The sequence below is a fragment of the Streptococcus sp. 339 genome (assembly GCF_013277285.1).
In the GTDB taxonomy this organism is placed as follows: Bacteria; Bacillota; Bacilli; order Lactobacillales; family Streptococcaceae; genus Streptococcus; species Streptococcus pseudopneumoniae.
Map to the genome: position 1 here is coordinate 1 of NZ_VMMR01000003.1, position 24,469 is coordinate 24,469.

The window sequence follows — 24,469 nt, forward strand, 5'->3', positions numbered from 1 at the left end:
ATCTACAACCTCAAAGCGGTGTTTTGAGCTGACTTCGTCAGTTCTATCTGCAACCTCAAAACGGTGTTTTGAGCAGGCTACGGCTAGCTTCCTAATTTGCTCTTTGATTTTTTGAGTATAAGGACATGTTGGATTCTATGTGCTGTATTGTCAACAATACACTCTTCTTCCTGTATATCTACCAACATGATTTACAGAATTTTATTTTACTATAATTTTACCTATATTCCAAGACAGAAATAAAATAATCAAGAACAAAAACGCATATAACCAATAACTAGCTATATGCATTTTAACACTTAAAGCGAACTGTTAAGTTGCGACTAGTGGTATCCAGTCCTAAGTAAGTCGGAAATATACAGTTTATTTACGACTAGCAAGGCATTTACCCGGCAATAAGAGCTCATCTAAATTGACTTTTTCTTAAAGTAGAAATTTCTACGAAAACTATCTAAATAAACTTTTTATCTCTATGACGGACAAAACATGTCTCAGTTATTCATCAACATCCAAGGTTCTAGTAGTTGACCCACTCCCCATTGGAGTTAACTTTATAACCATCTACTATAGTATTAACCGCTAATCTTCCGCTTTCATTGACATAGTACCATTTGTCTCCAACTTGGAACCATTGATTTACCTTCATTGCACCAGATGATTCCTGATAGTACCAATGGTCTCCATCTTTTATCCAACCAGTTGCCATTGAACCGTTAGCATTGAGATAGTACCACACACCACTGAATTCAACCCAGCCAGTAGACATTGCTCCGCTCTCACTCAAATAATACCATTGGTTACCATCTCTGACCCAACCAGTTGCCATTGAACCGTTAGCATTGAGATAGTACCACACACCACTGGATTCAACCCAGCCAGTAGACATTGCTCCGCTCTCACTCAAATAATACCATTGGTTACCATCTCTGACCCAACCAGTTGCCATTGAGCCGTTAGCATTGAGATAGTACCACACACCACTGGATTCAACCCAGCCAGTAGACATTGCTCCACTCTCACTCAAATAATACCATTGATTACCATCTCTGACCCAACCAGTTGCCATCGCACCAGTAGAACTCAAGTAGTACCATTTATCCGCTTCCTGATGCCAGCCTTTCACCACTTCACCAGCAGATGTATAAAAATACCACGCACCATTTTCTTGCTTCCAACCAGTCGTTATTGGAACTTTAGTCTCAGTTTTAATAACATCTCCTACATAAGATTGGAGGTAACGAGGAGCAAAAGAAGTAAGAGGAGAGTTTGCTACCATTCTATCTGAAGACCCCAAAGATAATTTATCCTTCTCTGACTTCCTTTCTGTCATCTCCTCAGATACATTTTCTCTTACTGTATTCATGGTCTCGACAGGATTTTCTTTCGCATCTTCAGGAATTCTACTGCCAGCTAGTGTAACTGGTAAATCATGCATACTGTCAATTCTACCGGCCAGTAGACCTGTAATTTCTTGACCTGCATCTTCTTTATTAAAGGTGAAAAGTAGAGTTTTTTGATCTGCTTGGGTCAAGAAGGTAGCTTTGTGTCCATTCGCTAAAGTCAAAGTCGGAATAGAATTTACTAGTACCTCAGAATCAAATTGCATAGCTAAGATACCTTGTTCTGCATCCTCTTCTTCTGTTTCCAATTTACGAACGTCCCTGATAGTTACACTCGTTGGATATACCGGATCTTTTGTTAAAAAGTCCCAATTAAATTTTCTAAATGATAGGGTATAGTCATTTTGTCCTTTTTCAGTGTGTTCATACAAGATACCATACTCCCCATTTCCTAATTCTTGGAGCGAATTATAGGCAAACTCTCCTTTTTGAATTGGTCTATGATGTAACCAAGTCAAGTCTCCGTTGTCCTCTACACGAGCCAAATGAGCCATTCCATTCGTCCGTTTAGGTCCTCCTGAATTGGTTAAAATGATGTATTCTTTTCCTTCGTGCATGGTGTGAATAGCAGCCATTTGGACATAAACATCTTTAACCTGATTGTATCTCTTGATTTCCTTGTCCCAAGTTTGCCCACCATCTTTACTTGTGGCAACCTGTAAATCACCCGTTAATCCTCTCATAAAGAGTTTCACATCACCATTATTTAACTGTACAGCAATTGACTCTGTATTTTGGGCAGGACTATTATTCATAGTTGAGGAATGAATTTTCCTTCCGCCTACTGTCCTATCATCATTGACAGCAGCTCCAGCCTGCCATGTTTCTCCATGGTCATCTGAATAAATCAAACGAGAAGACTGGGATCCGCTTAGATGGGAGATAGCATTGGTGGTATAAGTAGGAACTAAGATACGACCCTTGTGCTCTCCTGTTCTAAGCACAATTCCTGTACCTGGACCTGTTCCTAAAAATTTCATCCAATCTTGGCGAATTGATGGTGTAATATCTCTTGGTTGCGACCATGTTTTCCCATCATCATCACTATAAGAAAGCCACAAATAGCTCGTATAGGCTACACGAAATGGATTTTTAGCAGATGGAGCAAAGTAGATATTCCCAAGAAGCTCTTCTCCTTTATAGAGGTCACCCTTATCTCTGTAGGCTTCTTCTTTTGGATCCACTACAACGCGATAATCTGTTTTTTGATTATTTGCATCATATACTTCTCCGTTTTCTCGGACAGTATATGCTTGATTTTCCCCTTGTTTATATAGTAATTGATAGTGCTTATCTCCAACTTGTTGATAAGCTTTTTGAGGTTTGTTTGGCATTCCAAAGACAGCTCGACCTTCTGGAAACATATCGTAGATTGAAAAAATTCTCTTTGTGGTAGGATCTTGAACCAAGACCATATCGATATTAAGTGGAGATGGTGCCTGCGGATCTTTTGCTTCTGGATTGTCTCGCAAGTTGGTCAAGGTTAAGGTTGGCTGCCAAGTAGTTCCCCCATCCTCACTTCTCCTAACGACCATAGCAATATCTCCCCAATCAGAATGGTGGAGACGACGCTGATCTGCCCCTGCCAGTAATGTTCCTTTATCCGTACGTAGCAAAGCTGGAATCCGATAACTCTTAATTCCTTCACTATTTGGCTTACCATTGACACCGCTCATAAACAACTCTTGCTTCTCTGTCAAGACTGCCCCTTCAGGAAGTGACGGCTCAATATCTGTCACATCAAATAACTGGCTACGTTTTTTGACTTCCTCTGGAGTTAGAGCACGATTGTATACAGTCAGATTACGAATAGAGAGATTTGAGCCCCACTTCAGTTCTCCTGCTCTATTAGTTGCACCTAACTGAAGTTTATCCACATCTGGCATGTCTGCCAGGAATTTCCCTGACTTTTTATTCGTACGAGATAATACACCATTCACATAAAGACGAACCTGACCATTTGGACTATCCTTTCTTGGTCTTTCAACAGTAAAAGTAACCGAATTATACTTGCCTGGTCTAATCTTCAAAGGCGCATCTGTATAACTTCCATAAAATTGACTACCATCAGCTCCACGTCCCTCTATCAAAGCTGTCCCATTATTGATTGCCATTGTAAAGTACTCATTTACTTTAGTTGTACTGGAAGCAGAAAAGAGATTGTAAAAACTAGGACCATCAGCAGCCGGTTTGAACTCCACATGAACAGTTGCATTTTGGAGTCCCTTTACTTTCTCTAATTCATCAGACAAGTCTACTCTTTTTCCATTTGAATCATTCGTCTCTAAGTCATCTTTTTCTATCACTGTTTCGACATTTTCCAAATCTCGTGCATAGTAATCTCTTGGAATTTTTTCTTCTTGCTTATCTTCCCTTTCTTGTTCTTGCTCATTGCCAGAAAGTTCAGTCTCTGAAACAGACTCTACATGCTCTGCAGGAAGAGTTATATTTTCTCCTTCCTCAGAAGGCTGGCTCTTTTCTGTATCAGTTAGGGTTGAGCTCCCCCCCCCGAAAGTTGAGTTTCATTTGCCAGAGGTTGCTCACTCGCCCCTTCTTGAGCTAAAACAGGAGACGTTCCAAACACCACTGCTCCCACAATCATAGAAACCGCTCCTACCGATAGTTTCCTAATGCTATAACGACACTTACGTTCTTGAACACTCCGATTCATACTGATCCTCTCTATATCTATATCCCGATTTCTGAAATAAGACATTTACTCCAGAAAATGCACTTAGTTTGTCTTTTATTAACTTTCTTTTACTACAGTTCATTTAAATGACAAAAATGAACTAAACAAACTATCTCAAATTGGTGCCAAATTTCCCCTCTCCTTTCTCCAATCAGACTCCTACCAATCTAGTTTATCTACCAGGACACCGCTGCAATTAAACTAAAATATCTCTTTATAAGCAAATGATGGACATCAGCTTATGCTATTTACACCATACTTCCTGCTCAATCCTTATCGAACACTTTTTCAAATAGCTTTTCATAAGCATAAATACTTGTAGAAATAATGGGAAATATAATCAAGCTCACAATCAGAATCTTATCCAGCTTAAAGGGGACAATCCCAAATAAGTGAAGAAATAAATCAATCAGAAAACTGTCGAAAAAAACTGTCAAAAGTAGTTCAATTTGTCTTTTTCTCTGCTTTTTTGTCTTGAATGCCTTAAATATCATATTATTCCCCTTTTCTAAGCTTCAATCCCTTCTCTCTATCTGTCATTTCGCATAGCTGCTACTATTTTTACAGCAATCTATCTTTAAATATACATAAAGATAAGATTCTATCACTTTTTATAAGTGTTAGCAAATTTATTATACCTCATTTCTAAAACGCTTTCAATACAGTGTAGTATAATAGATTTTAGTTTCAAGAAACTCTTTTGTATAATAATATCCTTGAAAGTAGTTTCAGATGAACATTTATAGTCCATAAAAAGAAAACAGAGACTCATCTGTTTTTTACACTCAATGAAAATCAAAGAGCAAACTAAGAAGCTAGCCGCATGATGCTCAAAACACTGTTTTGAGATGGCAGATAGAACTGACGAAGTCAGCTCAAAACACCGTTTTGAGATGGCAGATAGAACTGACGAAGTCAGTAACCATACCTACGGCAAGGCGAAGCTGACGTGGTTTGAAGAGATTTTTGGAAAGTATTAACACCTACAGACAAGCCTGACGATAGCAAGAACTACCCTACTCGATAGGTATCGGCTTTTGCTTTCTGAAAAAAATTATTTTAAGCAATTTGACAAAGCTAGCAACAAAAAATTCTATAAATATTTCCATGATAAAACGCATAGTATCAAGTCTTCTTAATCCCCTGATACTATGCGTGTTTGTGATTTTTAAGATTTTGTGCCTAGAGTCGACTCCTTATTTTAGATATTTGAAAGGAATCTCACTCCCACAGAGCCAGTTATAAACCTGGTCATTGACAAAAACATTCATGGCTTCGTGGGCATACTCAGGCATGATGCGATAAGCCTTATCGCAGATCAAACGATTGTAAATCGCAAACTGGGTAATGGGATAGCAAACATCGTCGTCCAAGCCCGTAATCATCTTAACCTCACCTTGGATACGATGAGCAAGATTTTTGACATCGATATAGGCAAGGGTCGCCATGATTTCCTCCTCTGTTTCATGAAAAGGATCGTGGAACTTGAAATAACGGAAAAGTTCATCATAGGCCTCACTAGTATTGCCAATCTCAATCACCCGTCTGAAGTCTGACAAGAAGGGATAGATGGAAACTGTTTTCTGAATTCGAGGATTGAGCGCTGCTGCAACCAAAGCTAGAGCACCACCTTGAGAGGCACCATAGCTAGAAAGACGCTTCTCATCTACCTCAGGCAGATTAGCAATAATTTCAACCAACTGGTAAATATCCAGATAAACATCCTTATAAAAGAGGTGATCCCGACCCTCCACAGCACCACGGATAATATGTCCCTTAACCGTATTTCCTAGAGGAGAACGCAAACCGTCTTGTGAATAGCCCGACTGGCCTCGAACATCCATGGAAACAACACCGTAACCAGCTACGGTGAAGCCCAGCATGTCGGCCCAATCCCAACCACGTCCCATATAACCATGGAAATGGAAGATTAGCGGAACCTTCTCCTCACTCTTTGGAAGAACGACGCGTGCATAGACCTTGCCTTCCTTGCTTCCTTCAAATGTTAACTCATAGCACTTGACTTGAGGAATGTGGAAATCTCTTTCCTCCAAGTGGTAGGCTGGAAGCGTGGAAACTTTTTTCACTTCCTCATCCCAGAAAGCATCAAAATCTTCCGGAACCTCGTCCCTGCCTTTATAAGTCTTCATTTCTTCTAACAAAGCTGGATTTTTCATAGCATGCTCCTTTTATTTTGTAATCGCTACCACAACTGTAGCACATCTAAGAAAGCAATGCAAGAAAGAAGGATAAATAGAAAGTGAATTTAGCTTTTCCTCCTTCAAGCCTATTGACTGAAAGTAGTTTTAAAAACAAAAAAGAGCAGTTACGCTCTTTCTTATGTTTACACTAGTTTTTTGCTTCTTTCTTTTGAAAAGTGGTTGGGTAATTTACTTTAATTGTTACTGTCATCTGAGAGTCCTCGTTTCTTTTTGATGACTCTAGTATAAAGGCAAAACCTGAAATCTAGCTTAAGTTTTCCTTAGAGAAAGCTTAATCTAGGTGTTCTTTCTTCTCTAAATGAAGGGCAATCATGCACCACTCTGGATCCTCTTGCCAGCCTTCTATCGAACTAATGTATCTAGCAACCTTCCTGGCTTCTTCTAAAATCGGAAAATCTTCGATAATATCAGCTACTTGAAACTCTGGGAGTCCTGACTGTCTGGTTCCAAAAATCTCACCAGAACCACGCATTTTCAAATCTTCCTCCGCAAGGACAAATCCATTGGTCGTTTCTGTCATGATGCGCATGCGGTCTTTCCCAGAATCAGTCTTGGGATTGGCAACGAGAACAGCATAGGACTGCTTGTCCCCCCGACCCACACGACCTCTGAGCTGGTGAAGCTGACTAAGCCCGAAGCGATCGGCATCCATGATGATCATGACAGTCGCATTTGGAACATTGACCCCAACCTCGATAACCGTTGTTGAAACTAGAATATCTGTTTTTCTCTCCTTGAAATCCTGCATGATCTGGTCTTTTTCGTCACTCTTCATCTTACCATGTAGAAGAGCCACTTCTGCCTTACCTGCAAAATGAGCCGTCAACTCCTCTGATAAGGCAATGGCATTTTTCAAATCCAGAGCTTCTGATTCTTCAATCAAGGGAGAGATGACATAGGCTTGAGAACCTTTTTGAATTTCCCCCTCTAACCAAGTCAAGACCTGAGGTAAGTGCTCATGCTTAATCCAGCGTGTCACAATAGGCTTCCGACCTGCTGGCATCTGGTCGATAATGGAAACATCCATATCTCCGAAGGCTGTGATGGCCAGCGTCCGTGGAATGGGAGTCGCCGTCATCATGAGGACATCTGGATTGTCGCCTTTTTCCCGTAAAATACGCCTTTGCCCCACACCAAAACGGTGCTGTTCATCGATGATAATCAAGCCAAGGCGAGCATAATCCACTCCATCCTGAATCAGAGCGTGGGTTCCGATAATCAAATCAGCCTCACCCTTGGCAATGGTCTCCAAGACTTCTCTCTTTTCTGCAGCTTTTAAGGAACCTGTCAAGAGAGCCAGTTTCAAGTCTGGAAAAAGGTTCTGTAAACTCTCAAAATGTTGCTCTGCGAGAATTTCTGTTGGTACCATGAGGGCTGATTGGTAGCCAGCTGTCACTGCCGCAAACATAGCCAAGCCAGCGACCACCGTTTTTCCGCTCCCCACATCCCCTTGCAAGAGACGATTCATGTGGTGATCCGACTTCATGTCTGTCAAAATTTCCTGTAAACTCTTTTCTTGAGCTGGGGTCAAGGAAAAAGGTAGATTTTCTTTAACTACTGTCACTTTTTCCTGAGACCAATTCAGAACCAGACCACTTCCCTGAACTCTATTTTCAGACTTGAGCGTCTGCAATTGCATTTGAAAATAAAAGAGTTCCTCAAATTTGATACGGCGAAGAGCCTGCTTGTATTCTGCCAAATCCTTTGGAAAATGCATAGCTCGGACTGCCTGACAACGGGACATGAGTTTGTATTTGTCTAGTAAAGACTGGGGCAGATTTTCTTCTATCAAGAGGTCCAGTCCCTGATCAAAGGCTGTCTTGATAACTTTGACCAGACTGGCCTGACTGATTCCCTGAGCCAAGCGATAGACAGGTTGGAGATCATCTTCCACCTGAGCCAGGACCTTCATCCCAGTCAGACTAGCCTTGGCACGCTCCCATTTTCCAAAGACAGCAAGAGTTGCTCCCAACTCTATCTTATCTACTAGATAGGGCTGGTTAAAGAAGTTCACCGCAAAAACGACTTCTCCCTGCTTGAGGCTAAAGCGCAGACGATTGCGCTTGAAACCATAATACTGGACACTGGCAGGAGTCACTACTTGTCCAGACAGAACTGCCTTTTCTCCGTCTTCCAGCTCCAGCACTTGCTTGGTTTTGAAATCTTCATATCTGAAAGGAAAGTAAAGCAAGAGGTCTTGCAAGTTTTCAATTCCTAGTTTGGCGTATTTTTCTGCTGACTTTGGTCCCACACCAGGTAAGACATGCAAGGGTTGATGTAGATTCATGCTCCACTCCTTTCTTTTCTAATCATATTCTCTCGGAATGCGGTCGCTGAGAAGACAAACCACCTCATAGTTAATAGTCCCACGGTAGGACGCTACCTGAGTTGCAGTGATTTCCTTATCCCCATTGGAGCCAATCAAGGTTACCTTGGTTCCGAGTGGGTAAGGCTTAGGCAATCGAATAGTGATTTGGTCCATCGAAACCCTGCCGACAATTGGGCAAGCTTGGCCATCTACCAAGACAGAGAAATTTTCCATGTCTCTTGTCCATCCATCTGCATAGCCGATTGGCACGGTCGCGATGACCTGCTCGCTATCTGCCTGATAGGTCGCCCCGTAGCCCATGCAAGCTCCAGCTGAAACTGTCTTGACATGAACCAGAGCAGACTCCAAGGTCAAGGCTGGAATCAAGTCATAGGGTAAATCCAAGACCTCTCCGCTAGGATTAAGACCATACATAGCATCTCCCATACGAACCGCATTGAAAATAGTCTCTACATGCCAAAGAGTCGTTGCTGAGTTGCTGGCATGAACCAGCTCTGGAAGACCTTTCATACTTGATAGAATGGTTTTAAACCGTTCTAACTGGGCATTAAAATAGTCATCTGATTCCTCATCAGCAGTCGCAAAGTGGGTAAAGATTCCTTCAACACGAACACCGTGTTGTCTGATCAAGTCTTGAGCCTGATCAGCCTCACTAGCCTCTCTAAAACCAATCCGTCCCATGCCTGAGTCAATCTTGAGGTGGACAGTCAAGCCAGTTAAATCTGCTTCCTTATCTAAGAGTGCTTGAATCCACTCCAGTCCAGCCACTGTCAAGGTGATGTCATATTCTTTAGCTAGAGCAACAACTTCTAGCTCAGAAACTCCTAAAATGAGGATTGGCTTGCTGAGTCCAGCTTGTCTGAGTTCAATAGCTTCATCAATATTGGAAACGCAGAAGCCATCGACATCATCTTGAATCGCATTGGCAACAGCTACTGCCCCATGCCCATAGGCATTGGCTTTGACCACTGCCCACTTGAGTGTCCCCTCAGGGATATGAGCCCCCATTTGCTGAATATTGTGTCGAATAGCTCCCAGATGAATCAGAGCCTTGGTTGGTCTATGCGGACTAGCTTGCATGATTTTCCTCCAAAATGACACTGGCTGTCACAAACTGATCGGTATGGCTGATAGATAGCCAAATTTTTCCTGAAAATGGTGACTGACTAAAATAAGGCGCCCCGCGTTCATTGTTTAAGACTTCTAAATCCTGAAAACCGAGCTTGCCAATTCCCGTTCCCATGGCCTTGGAAAAGGCTTCTTTAGCCGACCAGCGACCAGCCAAATATTCGATTTGCCTGCGCCCTTTAAGACTGTTAAACCGTTCCATTTCCTTGGCTGTCAGCACGCGCTTGGCAAAGCCTTCATGTCGTGCAGCCGCTCTTTCTATCGAAGCCAATTCTTCGATGTCAATTCCGTGTCCAACTATCATTCTCATCAAAAGGAGTTGAGATTCCCCAACTCCATCCTTTTCACTTATTCTGCCAAGGTAGCATAGATTTCTTCTACCAAAGCCTCTGTATTTTCCCAACCTAGGCAAGGATCTGTAATAGAGCAGCCAAAGACCTCTGGTTGGTTTTGACGACCATCTGCTAGGTAAGATTCAATCATAAATCCTCGAACTGTCTTTTTAATTTTCTCATTCCAATCACGATTTTGCAAGGTCTGGCGAACAATTCGAATCTGCTCCATATACTGCTTGCCTGAGTTATCATGGTTGGTATCAATGAGGATAAAGGGATTTTCAAGTCCCATGGTTTCATAGCGTTCAATGGCTTGGAGTAGGTTTTCATAGTAGTAATTCGGCATATAATTGCCATACTCGTTAACTGCTCCACGGAGGATGACATGGGACAAAGGATTACCTGAAGTCTCAACTTCCTGCCCATGATAAAGGAAGGTTTGCTTATTTTGAGCAGCATAGATGGCGTTAAACATAACACCCAAATTTCCTGAGGTTGGATTTTTCATCCCTACTGGTGCATCAATCCCAGAAGCCACAAAGCGGTGCTCTTGGTCTTCCACAGAACGAGCTCCAACAGCATGGTAGCTGACCAAGTCATCCACCAAGATTAGATTTGACGGATAAAGCATCTCATCTGCCGTCGTCAAACCAGTCTCTGTAATCACTCGGTAGTGCAACTGGCGCACAGCCTGCAAACCGTTAATCAGGCTTGGAGCCTTAGAAGTGTCTGGCTGGTGAACCAACCCTTTATAGCCGTCTCCGTTGGTACGAGGCTTAGCAGTATAAACGCGCATAACCATGAAAATCTTGTCCGCTACCTTCTTTTGCAAGGCTGACAAGCGGCGGGCATATTCCAAGACAGCTTCTTCATTATCAGAAGAGCAAGGACCAATTACCAAAAGGAGACGGTCATCTTCCCCTGAAATAATGTCTGCCAATTCCCTGTCACGGCTTTCCTTGAGTCTCAAGGCTTCCGCAGACAATTGGGTTTCAGCCTTAATGACTTCCATATCGATTTCTTGACCTTTTTCAATAAATGCCATCTTATTCTCCTAACGTTTTGTAAATTTCTCTGACAAGAGCTTCTGTGTTATCCCAACCCAAGCAAGGGTCTGTGATAGACTTACCAAATACTTCTGGCTCATTTTGTCGACCATCTTCCAGATAAGACTCAATCATAAAACCACGAACGAACTGCTTAATTTTTTCATTCCAAGCACGGTTAATCAAGGTCTGGCGGACAATTCGGATCTGTTCCATATACTGCTTACCAGAATTGTCATGATTGGTATCAATGATGATAAAAGGATTTTCCAAGCCCATTTTCTCATACTGGGCAATGGTCTCAATTAAATTGTCATAATAGTAGTTGGGAATATTGTTACCATACTCATTAAGAGCACCACGAAGAATAGCGTGTGAAAGCGGGTTCCCAGTTGTTTCTACTTCTTTTCCTAAGAAAAGGAAACTTTGTTTGTTTTGAGCAGCATAAATCCCATTAAACATGACATTGAGATTTCCAGAGGTTGGATTTTTAAAACCAGTAGAAAATCCTGCCCCACTTGCCACAAAGCGGTGTTGCTGGTCTTCAACTGAACGGGCACCAACTGCCATGTAAGAAATCAAATCATCTACAAGCGGAAGGTTTTCAGGATAAAGCATTTCATCAGCAGTTGTCATCCCTGTTTCTGTGATGACACGATAGTGAAGATGGCGAACGGCTTTGATTCCATTGATAAGACTAGGCGCTTCTGTCGCGTTAGGCTGGTGAATCAAGCCCTTATAGCCATCTCCGTTGGTACGGGGTTTGGCAGTATAAACACGCATAACCATAAAGATACGATCTGCCACTTCTTCTTGTAGGACTGCCAAACGCTTAGCGTATTCAAGGACAGCTTCTTCGTTGTCAGATGAGCACGGACCGATTACCAAGAGAATCCGCTGGTCTTCTCCACGCATGATGGCTTCTAGCTCTTGATCGCGCTGTGATTTTCTCTCCAAAGCTTGGCCTTCTAATTTTGATAAGGCACGAACTTCTTCGATATTTATTTTAGGACTTTTTGCTGTAAATACCATAAGTCATCTCCTTATAAAGCAAACGGATACCAAGTAAAAATTTACTTTTCACAAGATATCCGCCTCTAAACTATCTCATTTTATTGTCTTTTACCGTGACAATTTTTAAACTTCTTACCAGAACCACATGGGCAAAGTTGATTGCGTCCAATCTGGCTCAAATCCAAATCTTCTGGCATACTTGCTTGGTGAGCAGCGATATTGCGAGTCGCTGTTGTACTGATATGGCGTTCTGCCTGTGGTCTTTCTTGTTCATGAATTTGTGCTTTCATCATCAAGCGTGTCACATCAAACTCAATCGAACCAATCATATCATTAAACATACGGAAACCTTCTGCCTGATACTCAACAACAGGGTTGTTCTGAGCATAACCACGAAGTCCAACCGCGTTACGCAATTGATCAAGGGCATCGATATGATCTGTCCACTTGTTATCCACCACTCGTAGAATCAAAACTTTTTGGAATTCTTTAACTGCTTCTTCATCGCGTAGTTTTGAAACCTGACTATCATAAACCTTCAAGGCACGTTGGAAAAGCTCTTCCTTGATGGCCTTATCAGACAAGCCTGACAAATCTTCCATCGTAATAGAATCTTCTGGAAGCAAGTTGTACTTAGCAAAGTTCAAAATTGCTTCAAGTTTTTCATCTTGTTTGGCACGCGCATGACCATCGACGACACGTTCAATCGTGCGTTTGTGCATAGCCTGAATTTCAGGTGCCAAGTCACGGTCTGCAGTGATGACATCGTAACGTTGAGCATAGATAATCTCACGTTGTTCACGCATGACATCGTCGTATTGAAGGACTTGTTTACGGGTATCGTAGTTATTTCCTTCGACACGTTTCTGAGCTGCCTCAACCTGACGCGTCAACATACGAGACTCAATGGCCTCTTCAGACATATTCAAGCGTTCAAATATGCCTTTCAAGCGTTCAGAACCAAAACGTTTCATCAAATCATCTTCAAGAGAGAGGTAGAATTGTGACTCACCTGGATCTCCTTGACGACCTGAACGTCCACGAAGCTGGTTATCGATACGACGACTTTCATGACGTTCTGTACCAATCACACAAAGTCCTCCAAGTTCACGAACACCTTCACCAAGCTTGATGTCGGTACCACGACCCGCCATGTTGGTTGCGATGGTAACGGCACCACGTTGACCAGCATTCATGATGATTTGGGCTTCTCTATAGTGATTTTTGGCATTCAAGACTTCGTGAGGAACACCAGCTGCGACCAATTTCTTAGAAATGTAGTCACTAGTTTCAACCGCTACTGTACCAACCAAGACAGGCTGACCCTTTTGGTAACGAGCCTTAACGTCTTCGACAACCGCTTTAAACTTAGATTCGATACTTGCATAAAGAAGGTCTGAGTGGTCAATCCGTTGAACAGGACGGTTTGTTGGGATTGGAATAACACGAATGTTGTAGATTTCACGGAATTCTTCTTCCTCAGTCTTACCTGTCCCCGTCATACCAGACAATTTCTTGTACATACGGAAAAGGTTTTGATACGTGATTGAGGCAGATGTCTTGGTTTCATCCTGGATTGGCACACCTTCTTTGGCTTCAATAGCTTGGTGCAAGCCATCAGAATAACGACGACCTTCCATGGTACGACCTGTAAATTGGTCGACAATCAAGATTTCTTGCTCTTCGCTCACCACATAGTCAATATCGAGAAGCATGATGTAGTTGGCACGAAGGGCATTATCGATAAAGTGAGTAAGAGCTACGTTTTCGATGTCATAGAGATTTTCAAGCTTGAAGTAGCTTTCAGCCTTGTCAATCCCTGAATCAGACAAACCAATAGTCTTAGACTGCACATCGATGATGTAGTCGTCTTTGTCCAAAGATTTTACATAGTGGTCTGCCATATGGTAGAGCTGACTGGTTTCAACTGCATTAGCACCTGATACGATCAAAGGTGTACGGGCCTCGTCAATCAAGATAGAGTCAACCTCATCGACCAAGGCATAGTTAAGCGGACGTTGTACCATGTTTTCAGCACGAACGACCATGTTATCACGTAGGTAGTCAAATCCGATTTCTGAGTTGGTTGAGTAGGTAATGTCACACTCATAGGCTTCTTTTTTCTCCATTGGAGATTTGGCAGCCAAGTTAATCCCTACTGACAAACCAAGCCATGAGTACAATTCACCCATCTCAGTCGCGTCACGTTCTGATAGGTATTCGTTAACCGTAACTACGTGAACCCCTTTGCCTGAAAGGGCATTGAGGTATACCGGCATAGTCGCAGTCAAGGTTTTCCCTTCCCCTGTACGCATCTCTGGCACGTCACCATGGTGAAGAACGATTCCCCCCATGACCTGAACCTTATATGGGAAGAGACCTAGGACACGTTTGGCACCCTCACGGACAACCGCAAATGCTTCATAAAGCAATGAATCCAGCGATTCTCCATTTTGATAACGTTCTTTAAATTCAACTGTTTTTGCTTTTAGTTGGTCATCAGTCAAAGCAGCCATTTGGTCTTCGTATTTGAAAACCTTGTCAGCCATCTTTTCCAGACGACGGATTTCTCCTTTATCATTTTCGATAATTGTTTTTAAAATATTAGCCATGTTTTTCCTTACTTTAAATTCCGAATATTTTAGAATGTTCTTTTAATTTTAGCACAATTACTGATTATTTTCAAGGAAGAATCCCCATTTTGAAAAGGAAAAAGAGGCTAGTTTTCAAGCTAACCTCTCTGACTTTTATGATACTTTAATTGCCAAGAATCGGCAAAATGGCAAATAGGATAAATAGATTTATCCAAAAAGAAAGACAACAGATAAGTCCAAAAACAAAGAGACTGACTTTCTTGGACAGCAAGGCCATCAAAATGGACAGAATTCCAAAAACTAGTAAAACTTTCTGCATGATTAAGAGATTGATAGATATTCCCAGAACTGGTTTATCCCAAGGAAGAAAGAAGAAAGCCAGCCAGATCAGCAGAACTAAACCAATATAGACCTTAGAATAGCGTGTAATAAATGATTTTAGATGTGCCATAAGCCACCTCCTAAGCTTGTATATCTTTTGAATACTGTATATGCCCATTTTCGACAACTAATACATCTGTACAAAGGTCTGAAATATCTTCCGATATGTGTGATGTCAGGATAACCAGACCATTTTCTTTTTTAAGGTAAGATAAAATGACCTGTTTGGTTAACCTCACACTCTTCTCATCCAAAGCATTCATGGGTTCATCGAGAAAGAGTATAGATGGTTCGGCAATAAAGGCTTGAATCAAAGCCATTTTTTGTTTCGTTCCTAAGGATAAATGACGGTACTCAACGTCTTCAAATTCCTGTAAATCATAATATTGGATCCAATCGGCAATTCTTTTTTCCGTAACTTTAGATGAAAAATACCTCAACAATTCCAAATTTTCTCTAAGGGATAAATGAGATAAAAACTCGACTTTTTCAATTAAAACCCCTGCATCCTGAATATAATGATTTTTTATCCCGTAGACTTCCCCATCTTGAAGAACTTTTCCTTTGTCAAGCTTAATATAACCAGCAAGTGCCTTTAAAAGAACCGTCTTGCCAGATCCATTATCACCTTTAAGGCCATAAATTTTTCCTGATTGAAAGACCAGATTTAACTCATTTAAAATAGGTCTTTTCCCATAAATTTTCTGTCCATTTATAATTTCAAGTCTCATCGTTTATCCTTTCTTAAATTTCTCTTCCAAGCGACTAACAATCAAGATAACTAATAAACTTAAGAGTCCTAAATACACTGTTACAATATGATCCATCATCCATTCTTGTCCCACAAATGCTAAAAAATAGAGAAAAAAGGAAAAACCAGCGCCCGCACTAATCAGTGCTATCAGATAAGACAGTAGCAAGTACAACATCATTAACTGAGCAAGTAAAAAGAAAAGTACGACTGTTTTGAAATGAATTCCTAGAGGAAGTAAACCAAGGAACCAGACAAATAAATCTTGAGTAAAAAATTTAGAGATGACAACCAATCGTTTCCTTGTATAATCGAAAAAGGAGCTTGATTGATAGCGAATCAAGTGATGGTAATGGTCTGCCAAATCAGTTTCAAGCAAAATAACAGAGAGCCATCCTACCATGAAAAGCGAAAGGTTTAACAAGAGTTTGGGGATTTCTAAATTCACTTCAGAATAGTCATTATAGGAAAAGATTGAAATCAATTCTCTCTTGAAAAAGAGAAAAACATCCTGCTTTTGAACCGCTGTTGACAATAGATAGTTTATCAAAATCATCATCAGAACTATACGAAGTAGTAAAACGATCTTTCTCTTTAGCAAAATATTGTTAAAATTCTTAAACATTATCTTCATATTTTTCAAGCACCATATAGGGGACAATATAAAGGATATAAGGAGTAAAGAGTTTCATCAAACTGACATCCCCATAGCTAGCTTGCATCAAACTCGTCATAGGAACCATATAGTAAGGCAAGGCACTATAGAGTAACATAGAACCAAGCCAAAGAAACATCAAATAGGCAATTGCCGAACGAGTCACATTCCCTAAATAATCAACTATTTTTAAAAAATAGACTGCATTGATGAAAATACCGATTAGTAGGACACAAGTAAAGAACAAATAGCTTGTTATCTCTCCATCTAGGAGCCTTTGTAAACTACTCCCATCAGAAAATAGAGAATTCCATTCAAGAGGAGAAAAAGTCCCAAAGAAATAAGTTAAAATTGCAATTATCAGCACAGTCACTAAATATATCACACAAGGGATACTTGCAACTTGCAAAGTCAACTTTCTTTTTACCCCTTGATAACTCACTTCTCTTCCAATACTCAATCGTAAAACTTTATTTTTCAGCTCAATATATTGAAAACCTAGCAAAACAATGATGATTGGAATAATAAATGATTGATAAAAACCTAGATTGAACTGGAGAATACGAAAATCTAATGCTGATTTTAATAAGTCATTTTTAATTGCTTGTCCATCGAATTTAGCTAGATCGGGCGCATGAATATCAAAAAAGAAATAAGTCATCAAAACATCACGATAAACCAAAGCAAGAAAAAGCAAAGTAAGCAAGACATAAACAAATTTATGCCTTGCCAAAGTTAAGAGAGGAATCTTCATAAGCCACCTCCTATTAAAAAACCGATATAAATCAATGCCTCCCCGCTTTAGACTTCCCTAACTCCTTTCTTAGTCTAAGCATTTTTTTGAAACAAGAATAAGTTAACCTATTCAGACCAATAGCTAGCAGAATAAAAAGAAACCAAATGCCCCATAACTTGATATCTGTCAAATTTCTCAAGACGATATTGAAAAACAGAACTGAAATAACTGTCCAAGCAAGGCTAAAAAGAGCATAGAGGGGGATGTAAAACCAGTAAAAATAGTAAAAAATTGGGAAAAATTTACTTTCTCTATTATCCTTTTCAATCCAATTGAAAAAGTAAAACCAGGGCAATAAGATTATAAATTTAAACAAATGTTTCATCGATACCTCCTTTTTGATAGCGTTTTCTATTATTTTATTATATCAAAAAAATCTGGAAATGTCATTCCAGATTCTACTTTTTATTTGCGTTTTCTTGCGATGAGATGAATCGGTGTTCCCTCAAAAACAAAGGCCTTGCGGATTTGATTTTCCAAGAAACGCAGGTAAGAAAAGTGCATGAGTTCTTCTTCATTGACAAAGATGACAAAGGTTGGTGGTTTGGTTGCCACTTGGGTCGCATAGAAAATCTTGAGACGTTTTCCTTTGTCTGTCGGTGTTGGGTTGATGGCAATGGCATCCATGATGACATCGTTCAAGACAGCTGATGGAATACGTGTATTTTGACTTTCGCTGATTTGCTTAATCATCTCAGGAAGTTTGTGGAGACGTTGCTTGGTCAAAGCGGATACAAAGATAATCGGTGCGTAAGGCAGGTATTGGAACTGCTCACGGATATCTTCTTCCCAGTTTTTCATAGTGTGGTTATCTTTTTCAAGCGTATCCCACTTGTTGACCACGATAATCATCCCTTTACCAGCTTCATGGGCAAATCCTGCGATACGCTTGTCGTACTCACGAATGCCTTCTTCCGCATTGATGACCATCAAGACCACATCTGAACGGTCAATAGCACGCATGGCACGCATAACAGAGTATTTCTCGGTATTTTCATAAACCTTACCAGACTTACGCATACCAGCCGTATCAATCATGGTAAACTCTTGACCATCTGTATCTGTAAAGTGGGTATCAATGGCATCACGAGTTGTTCCAGCAACAGGACTAGCAATAACACGGTCTTCGCCCAAGATAGCATTGATCAAACTTGATTTTCCAACGTTTGGACGACCAATCAGGCTAAACTTAATGACATCTGGATTTTCTTCTTCATATTCATTTGGAAGGTTTTCCACAATCGCATCTAGTACATCCCCTGTACCGATACCATGGACAGATGAGATAGGCAGTGGTTCACCCAAACCGAGGGCATAGAAATCATAGATATCATTTCGCATCTCAGGGTTGTCCACCTTGTTAACTGCGAGGATAACTGGTTTGTGGGTCTTATAAAGCTTACGGGCTACGTATTCGTCTGCATCGGTAATTCCTTCCTTACCGGACACGACAAAGACGATAACATCTGCTTCTTCCATGGCAATTTCTGCCTGGTGCTTGATTTGTTCCATGAAAGGAGCATCGACATCATCAATTCCTCCTGTATCAATCATGCTAAAAGAACGATTGAGCCACTCACCCGTTGCATAAATACGGTCACGTGTCACTCCTTCGACATCTTCTACAATGGAGATTCGCTCACCAGCGATCCGATTAAATAGGGTTGATTTCCCAACATTGGGACGTCCTACAATGGCAATAGTTGGTAGGGCCATAATTTCTCACTTTCTACAATAACTTCTTCTGTTCAAGATTTTTTCTAGTTGAGCTTGGTTCAGCTTGACCAAACTGTTCTGCTAGACGCTGACTCCAGCTTGTGGTCGCACGCGCCCCAGCATAGTCAGCCTGTACACGGTCATAAGCCTCAATCACATCAACTGTTTGTTCCTGATATTCTTCCTCAAACACCACTTGATTCAATGGCAAGCGAGGTTTAACTTCATGTTCTTGATTTGGCACACCCAGTGCCATCCCAAAAACAGGATAGGTGTAGTCAGGCAGGTTAAAGAGCTCTGCCACTTCTTCTGATTTGTAACGCACCAAGCCAATAATGACACCACCATAGCCCAAGCTTTCAGCTGCCAGCAGGGCATTTTGACCAGCAAGAGCCGCATCGACTGAACTAATCAAGAGACCTTCTACACCTTGGGGTTGGAATGAATCGGTATGAAGCTGGGCTCCCTTTTCTGCTCGGTTCAAGTCTCCGACAAAGAGAAGGAAAACAGCAGACTGGCGAATAGCTTCTTGAGGTACCAATTCATACAGAGCATCTTTCTTTTCTTGACTTCGTACCACAATCACAGAGTAGGATTGGAAATTCTTCCAAGACGAGGCCATCTGGGCTGCTGTCAGGATTTCAGTCAAGTCTTCCTGAGGGAGGGCTTGCTCCTTAAATCTTCGAACAGACTTATGAGCTTTCATCAGTTTAATGGTTTCTGTCATCGACGGTTTACTCCTTCTAAACGAGTCTCCTCAGCCAAATAACGGATGCGTTCCATGACGCGTCTGGCTTCCCAGGTTTCGTCATTTCCATGCTTCCCTTTAGCGAAATGCAGCTCCAAGTCTTCAAAGTTGAAGTTGGAAGTGAAAAAGGTCGGTAAGTTTTCCTGCATCCGATATTGGAGAATGACTTGCAGGATTTCATCCCGCACCCAAGCTGTTGATTGCTCGGCACCAATATCATCTAAAATCAGGACTTCAGAAAGCTTAATCTCATCTACCAAGGTCTTAACATTGCCATCACCGATAGCATTTTTGACATCGATGACAAAACTAGGATAGTGGAGGAGAGTGGAGGAAACACCACGTTTTTCTGACAAATCATGGGCTAAGGCAGCCACCATGAAACTTTTACCCACACCAAAGTCTCCATATAAGTAAAGACCTTTTCGAATAGCTGGATATTGCTCCACGAAGGCTAATAGCTTTTCAAAAACTGGTAAGCGCCCCAAATCATCCAAGTCTACTTGAGCCAAACTAGCTTGCTTGAGACTGGCTGGCAGATTGATTAACTTGAGACGGTTCTTAATAGCCGCTTCTTTTTCCGCTGCGATTAGTTCAGGAGTTTCTTCATAAGAAACGTCCGCATAACCATGATTCATAACCAAAATCGGCTTGTAGCCTTTGGCGATATAATCCGTATCACCACGAAGAAACTTGTCGCGCTCGGTGATGTACTGATTAAACTTGGAGATACTGCGATTTAATTCCTCTGGAGTCAGGGATTCTTGCTGGATAAAGGCCGCAACATCAGGATCCTTCATGATTTTCTGGACCAAATCTTGATAATGAAAACGGCTAGGTTGACGTTTGAGTACGTCTCCGACACTTTCCATCTAATCTCCTCCTTTTTCTAATCGAGCTAATAGTTCTTGTTTCTTACGTTCTAGTTCCAGACGAGTTTCCTCGCTGGTTTCATTCTTATAATCTGGATTGCTCCACTTGGGTACATTGGACTTTCTAGGACTCGGTTTACTGCCTTTTTGAGCCTGACTCTTCTGCCCACGCTCACGGATCCGCAAGACTGCCTCTTCTGCCGAATGAATCTTTTGATAGGCATAGTCATTGGCCACTTTCATGGCATATTTCTCATTGATATTTGCCGAATCTACCTTGTTAAAGGTCAACAAGAGAATGATATTAATAACTTCGTCCAGTAAGCCCAAGCCAGCCATCTGTTGCAAGAGGTCTCTTTCTGTTTGGGTAATGGTTCCCTTGCGTGTTTGCTTGATTTCTGCCAAGAACTGCAAGGCCGTTTTACTTTTGGCTTCTTTGATAATGGTTGTTTCCTTAGGACTAAAGTCAGAGGAAACAGGTTTTTGAGCAATTTTTTCCCGCATGCGTTTGGTTGAAATAACCTGGGAAATAGCTGTTGACTTGGCCAATTGATAGGTTTCAAACCAAGTCCACTTCTTTTCCTCAGCAATGGCAAACAGGTTCAAAACATCGGACTGCTCATCCGCAAAGCGAAGCCCATCTCGAGCCATAAGCTGACGAAAATGGTCTAAGTCAAAATCGTTGGCCACTTTCTTCTTGAGACCAAGGTCTTCTTGACTTCCCTGTTCTGCCAAGTCTGGAAAGACTTGATTGAGTGAGACAGCTATTTCTTCTCCCTCAGCACTCTCAACTTTCAAATCCTCCACAGCTGCATCACCAATCTTTTTCTCTAAAAGTCTACGATAAACAGGATGCTCCAAGAAATCTTGACTTGAAAGAGGAGCATGGATAACTATCTGATAGGTATCACCCTTTTGATAGAGGGTCAAGAGATTAAAAGCAGATAGGATTTTCAAAGATTTTAAAAGTCTGTCCATCCCAAAATTGAGATGATTGAGAATGCTTGAAAAAAGGTATTCCTTTCTGCCATTATCCCAAAAACTAATCGTATAAAGATAAAGGCTCAGTGCCTCCTGACCGATAATCGGGAGGTAGCACTGTACCAGAGATGAGGTATCTTGCGACACCCGATTATTCTTTAGATAAGAAAAACGGTCAATTGGTTTCATTTATCTTTCCTTTTTCTTTTTAGAGGACTGGGTGATTTGTTGGAGCAAGCTCTCTAACTCACTGACATCCTTAAAACTACGATAGACACTGGCAAAACGTACATAGGTAATCTCGTCCAGTTCAGCCAACTCCTCCATGACGAGTGAACCAATGTCCTCACTTTGAATTTCATTTTCATTTCGACCACGGAGTTTCTGTTCGATACGATTGACTACCATGTTGATTTCATCACTTGACACAGGACGTTTCTGGGCTGAGCGGATAATCCCATTAAAGATTTTATCTCTGGAGAATTGTTCCCGTGTGCCATCTTTTTTAACAACCACTAAGGTTCTTTCTTCTACTCGTTCGTAGGTTGTAAAACGGTGTTGGCATTCATCGCACTCACGTCTTCTACGAATGGTGTTCCCTTCTTCTGCTTGGCGACTATCGATAACACTTGACTTGGTAGCCCCACATTTTGGACAACGCATCCTTTCCCTCCTTATCGTTTTCTTTTCATTATACCATTTTTTAAGCGATTCCCAAAACAATTCTTCTTTTTGCTTGACAAGTTTTTTGTTTTGTTGTATTATTTAATTAAGACAAATAGATAAAAAGAAAGGAGACCAAGATGTCTTGGACATTTGACAACAAAAAACCCATCTATTTACAGATTATGGAGAAAATCAAGCTTCAGATTGTTTCCCATACACTGGAAGCCAATCAACAACTTCCAACCGTGAGAGAGCTAGCGAGCGAGGCCGGTGTCAATCCAAACACCATCCAAAGAGCCTTGTCAGACCTTGAACGAGAAGGATTTGTCTACAGCAAGCGAACAACTGGACGATTTGTGACTGAGGATAAGGAACTGATTGCCCAATCACGCAAACAATTATCGGAAGAAGAATTGGAACACTTCGTTTCCTCCATGACCCATTTTGGCTATGAAAAAGAAGAACTACCAGGCGTAGTCGGCGATTATATTAAAGGAGTTTAAGCCTATGTCATTACTAGCATTTGAAAATGTATCCAAATCTTATGGAGCAACCCCAGCCCTTGAAAATGTTTCTCTTGACATCCCAGCTGGAAAAATTGTTGGTCTCCTTGGGCCAAACGGCTCAGGAAAAACAACCCTGATTAAACTAATCAATGGCCTCTTACAACCAGATCAAGGACGTGTCCTTATCAACGACATGGACCCAAGCCCAGCAACCAAGGCCATCGTAGCTTATTTACCTGATACCACCTATCTCAATGAGCAAATGAAGGTCAAAGAAGCCCTAACCTACTTCAAGACCTTCTATAAAGATTTCAATCTTGAACGTGCCCATCATCTACTTGCAGACCTTGGTATTGATGAAAATAGTCGTCTCAAGAAACTATCAAAAGGAAACAAGGAAAAAGTCCAATTGATTTTGGTTATGAGCCGTGATGCTCGTCTCTACGTTCTAGACGAACCCATTGGTGGGGTGGATCCAGCAGCCCGTGATTATATCCTCAATACCATTATCAACAACTACTCCCCAACTTCTACTGTTTTGATTTCTACCCACTTGATTTCTGATATCGAGCCAATCTTGGATGAAATTGTCTTCCTCAAAGATGGAAAAGTCGTCCGTCAAGGCAATGTAGATGACATTCGCTATGAGTCGGGTGAATCCATTGACCAGCTCTTCCGTCAGGAATTTAAGGCCTAATCAAAGGAGATTATTTATGTTTTGGAATTTAGTTCGCTACGAATTTAAAAATGTTAACAAGTGGTATTTAGCCCTCTACGCAGCCGTGCTAGTCCTTTCAGTCCCCCTAGGAATGCAAGGACACTACTATAATTATATATCTTTCAAAGATAGCCAACCTTTCCTATTTATCTTTCTGGCTCTCGTCTTTGGTGGCTTGATAATTACACTTGGGATTTCAACCATTTTCTTGATTATCAAACGCTTCAAAGGTAGTGTCTATGACCGCCAAGGCTATCTGACTTTGACCTTGCCAGTTTCTGAGCACTATATCATCACTGCTAAATTAGTCGGAGCCTTTATCTGGTCTATACTTAGCTCGGCTGTACTGGCTCTAAGTGCTTTTCTTATTGTGACTATAACGGTTCCAGAATGGATGTCACATTATGACTTGTTCCCACTTGTAGGAACATACCTTCCTCAACTCTCTCTTGTGGGGTTATCCTTCCTACTAAATACCGTTTCTGGAATCCTCTGCATCTACTTGGCTATTTCCATTGGACAGCTTTTCAATGAATACCGTACAGCACTCGCTGTTGCAGCCTACATTGGGATCCAAATCGTCATTGGCTTTATTGAAGTTTTCTTCAATACCAGTACTAACTTCTATGTCAATTCACTTGCAGGATTTAATGATAATTTCTATATGGGAGCAAGCATAGGCATTGTTGAAGAACTCATATTCATAGCTATCTTTTATCTCGGAACCTACTATATTTTGAGAAACAAGGTTAACTTGCAATAGTTTTAAAATCAAAAAGGATAACATCTCATCACAGAGAGGCTATCCTTTTTGATTTTATCTCATTTTCCGTCTAACTTTATCTTACAGACGAATCCTTCTAACCAATTAATACTCTTCGAAAATCTCTTCAAACTACATCAGCTTCACCTTGCCGTA

Annotated in this window: 24 protein-coding genes; 4 read left to right on the forward strand and 20 right to left on the reverse strand. The window is 41.2% G+C overall.

Features of this window, described 5'->3' with window-relative positions; genetic code table 11:
* Positions 1-517 precede the first annotated feature (517 nt).
* The 3 genes from HT736_RS00335 to HT736_RS00345 form a co-directional block, all read right to left on the reverse strand.
* Positions 518-3,724, reverse strand: coding sequence for a sialidase domain-containing protein (locus tag HT736_RS00335; protein ID WP_191993998.1), 3,207 nt, complete (start codon positions 3,722-3,724; stop codon positions 518-520).
* A 164-nt stretch (positions 3,725-3,888) separates the two neighbouring features.
* Complete coding sequence (locus HT736_RS12020) at positions 3,889-4,071, reverse strand: YSIRK-type signal peptide-containing protein (protein WP_172930636.1); 183 nt, start codon at positions 4,069-4,071, stop codon at positions 3,889-3,891.
* 287 nt (positions 4,072-4,358) lie between these two features.
* On the reverse strand, positions 4,359-4,586 hold the full coding sequence (locus tag HT736_RS00345; RefSeq protein WP_000576348.1) for a hypothetical protein: 228 nt from the start codon (positions 4,584-4,586) through the stop codon (positions 4,359-4,361).
* Positions 4,587-4,940: 354 nt separating this feature from the next.
* On the opposite strand from HT736_RS00345, the gene HT736_RS11910 reads away from it, so the two are divergent.
* Positions 4,941-5,072 (forward strand): hypothetical protein, encoded by a 132-nt coding sequence (locus HT736_RS11910; RefSeq protein ID WP_268931565.1) that lies wholly within the window; start codon positions 4,941-4,943, stop codon positions 5,070-5,072.
* A 216-nt stretch (positions 5,073-5,288) separates the two neighbouring features.
* On the opposite strand, the gene HT736_RS00350 is transcribed toward HT736_RS11910, so the two are convergent.
* The 17 genes from HT736_RS00350 to nrdR form a co-directional block, all read right to left on the reverse strand.
* The gene (locus tag HT736_RS00350; protein WP_172930637.1) at positions 5,289-6,269 is read right to left on the reverse strand and encodes an acetylxylan esterase; all 981 of its coding nucleotides are present in this window, start codon (positions 6,267-6,269) and stop codon (positions 5,289-5,291) included.
* 316 nt (positions 6,270-6,585) lie between these two features.
* Entirely contained in the window at positions 6,586-8,601 is a 2,016-nt protein-coding gene (gene recG / locus HT736_RS00355) for an ATP-dependent DNA helicase RecG (protein ID WP_138702433.1), read from the reverse strand.
* An 18-nt stretch (positions 8,602-8,619) separates the two neighbouring features.
* Complete coding sequence (gene alr / locus HT736_RS00360) at positions 8,620-9,723, reverse strand: alanine racemase (RefSeq protein WP_172930638.1); 1,104 nt, start codon at positions 9,721-9,723, stop codon at positions 8,620-8,622.
* On the reverse strand, positions 9,713-10,075 hold the full coding sequence (acpS, locus tag HT736_RS00365) for a holo-ACP synthase (RefSeq protein ID WP_031233486.1): 363 nt from the start codon (positions 10,073-10,075) through the stop codon (positions 9,713-9,715). The genes alr and acpS overlap by 11 nt, the downstream gene beginning before the upstream one ends.
* Positions 10,076-10,119: 44 nt before the next feature.
* Complete coding sequence (locus HT736_RS00370; RefSeq protein WP_000864063.1) at positions 10,120-11,151, reverse strand: 3-deoxy-7-phosphoheptulonate synthase; 1,032 nt, start codon at positions 11,149-11,151, stop codon at positions 10,120-10,122.
* 1 nt (position 11,152) lies between these two features.
* A complete protein-coding gene (locus tag HT736_RS00375) occupies positions 11,153-12,184 on the reverse strand; it encodes a 3-deoxy-7-phosphoheptulonate synthase (RefSeq protein ID WP_000232198.1) in 1,032 nt (343 codons plus the stop codon).
* A gap of 80 nt (positions 12,185-12,264) precedes the next feature.
* Positions 12,265-14,778: a preprotein translocase subunit SecA gene (secA, locus tag HT736_RS00380; RefSeq protein ID WP_001274079.1), complete on the reverse strand. Its 2,514-nt coding sequence runs from the start codon at positions 14,776-14,778 to the stop codon at positions 12,265-12,267.
* Positions 14,779-14,923: 145 nt separating this feature from the next.
* Entirely contained in the window at positions 14,924-15,211 is a 288-nt protein-coding gene (locus tag HT736_RS00385) for a hypothetical protein (RefSeq protein WP_050222981.1), read from the reverse strand.
* A 10-nt stretch (positions 15,212-15,221) separates the two neighbouring features.
* Positions 15,222-15,872 carry an ABC transporter ATP-binding protein gene (locus HT736_RS00390; protein WP_001235270.1) on the reverse strand — a complete coding sequence of 217 codons (651 nt, stop codon included), beginning with the start codon at positions 15,870-15,872 and terminating at the stop codon, positions 15,222-15,224.
* A 3-nt stretch (positions 15,873-15,875) separates the two neighbouring features.
* Positions 15,876-16,517 (reverse strand): hypothetical protein, encoded by a 642-nt coding sequence (locus HT736_RS00395; RefSeq protein WP_007284818.1) that lies wholly within the window; start codon positions 16,515-16,517, stop codon positions 15,876-15,878.
* On the reverse strand, positions 16,510-17,301 hold the full coding sequence (locus HT736_RS00400; RefSeq protein WP_000701281.1) for a hypothetical protein: 792 nt from the start codon (positions 17,299-17,301) through the stop codon (positions 16,510-16,512). The genes HT736_RS00395 and HT736_RS00400 overlap by 8 nt, the downstream gene beginning before the upstream one ends.
* Positions 17,302-17,332: 31 nt before the next feature.
* Complete coding sequence (locus HT736_RS11520; protein ID WP_000681324.1) at positions 17,333-17,668, reverse strand: hypothetical protein; 336 nt, start codon at positions 17,666-17,668, stop codon at positions 17,333-17,335.
* An 80-nt stretch (positions 17,669-17,748) separates the two neighbouring features.
* Positions 17,749-19,059 (reverse strand): ribosome biogenesis GTPase Der, encoded by a 1,311-nt coding sequence (gene der, locus HT736_RS00405; protein ID WP_001207696.1) that lies wholly within the window; start codon positions 19,057-19,059, stop codon positions 17,749-17,751.
* A gap of 13 nt (positions 19,060-19,072) precedes the next feature.
* A complete protein-coding gene (locus HT736_RS00410; protein WP_000140813.1) occupies positions 19,073-19,786 on the reverse strand; it encodes an NADPH-dependent oxidoreductase in 714 nt (237 codons plus the stop codon).
* Positions 19,783-20,679 (reverse strand): primosomal protein DnaI, encoded by an 897-nt coding sequence (gene dnaI / locus HT736_RS00415; RefSeq protein WP_000446507.1) that lies wholly within the window; start codon positions 20,677-20,679, stop codon positions 19,783-19,785. The genes HT736_RS00410 and dnaI overlap by 4 nt, the downstream gene beginning before the upstream one ends.
* A complete protein-coding gene (locus HT736_RS00420; RefSeq protein WP_050197618.1) occupies positions 20,680-21,849 on the reverse strand; it encodes a replication initiation and membrane attachment family protein in 1,170 nt (389 codons plus the stop codon).
* Entirely contained in the window at positions 21,850-22,323 is a 474-nt protein-coding gene (gene nrdR, locus HT736_RS00425; protein WP_001203672.1) for a transcriptional regulator NrdR, read from the reverse strand.
* 140 nt (positions 22,324-22,463) lie between these two features.
* Here nrdR and HT736_RS00430 point away from each other — a divergent pair, with 140 nt between their 5' ends.
* From HT736_RS00430 to HT736_RS00440, 3 genes are read left to right on the forward strand one after another with little or no spacing between them, the layout of a single operon-like run.
* Positions 22,464-22,829 carry a GntR family transcriptional regulator gene (locus HT736_RS00430; RefSeq protein WP_000119147.1) on the forward strand — a complete coding sequence of 122 codons (366 nt, stop codon included), beginning with the start codon at positions 22,464-22,466 and terminating at the stop codon, positions 22,827-22,829.
* Between the two features lie 4 nt (positions 22,830-22,833).
* Complete coding sequence (locus tag HT736_RS00435; RefSeq protein WP_004256110.1) at positions 22,834-23,529, forward strand: ABC transporter ATP-binding protein; 696 nt, start codon at positions 22,834-22,836, stop codon at positions 23,527-23,529.
* Positions 23,530-23,545: 16 nt separating this feature from the next.
* Positions 23,546-24,313, forward strand: a complete 768-nt coding sequence (locus HT736_RS00440; protein ID WP_055356752.1) for a hypothetical protein — start codon at positions 23,546-23,548, stop codon at positions 24,311-24,313.
* Positions 24,314-24,469: the final 156 nt, after the last annotated feature.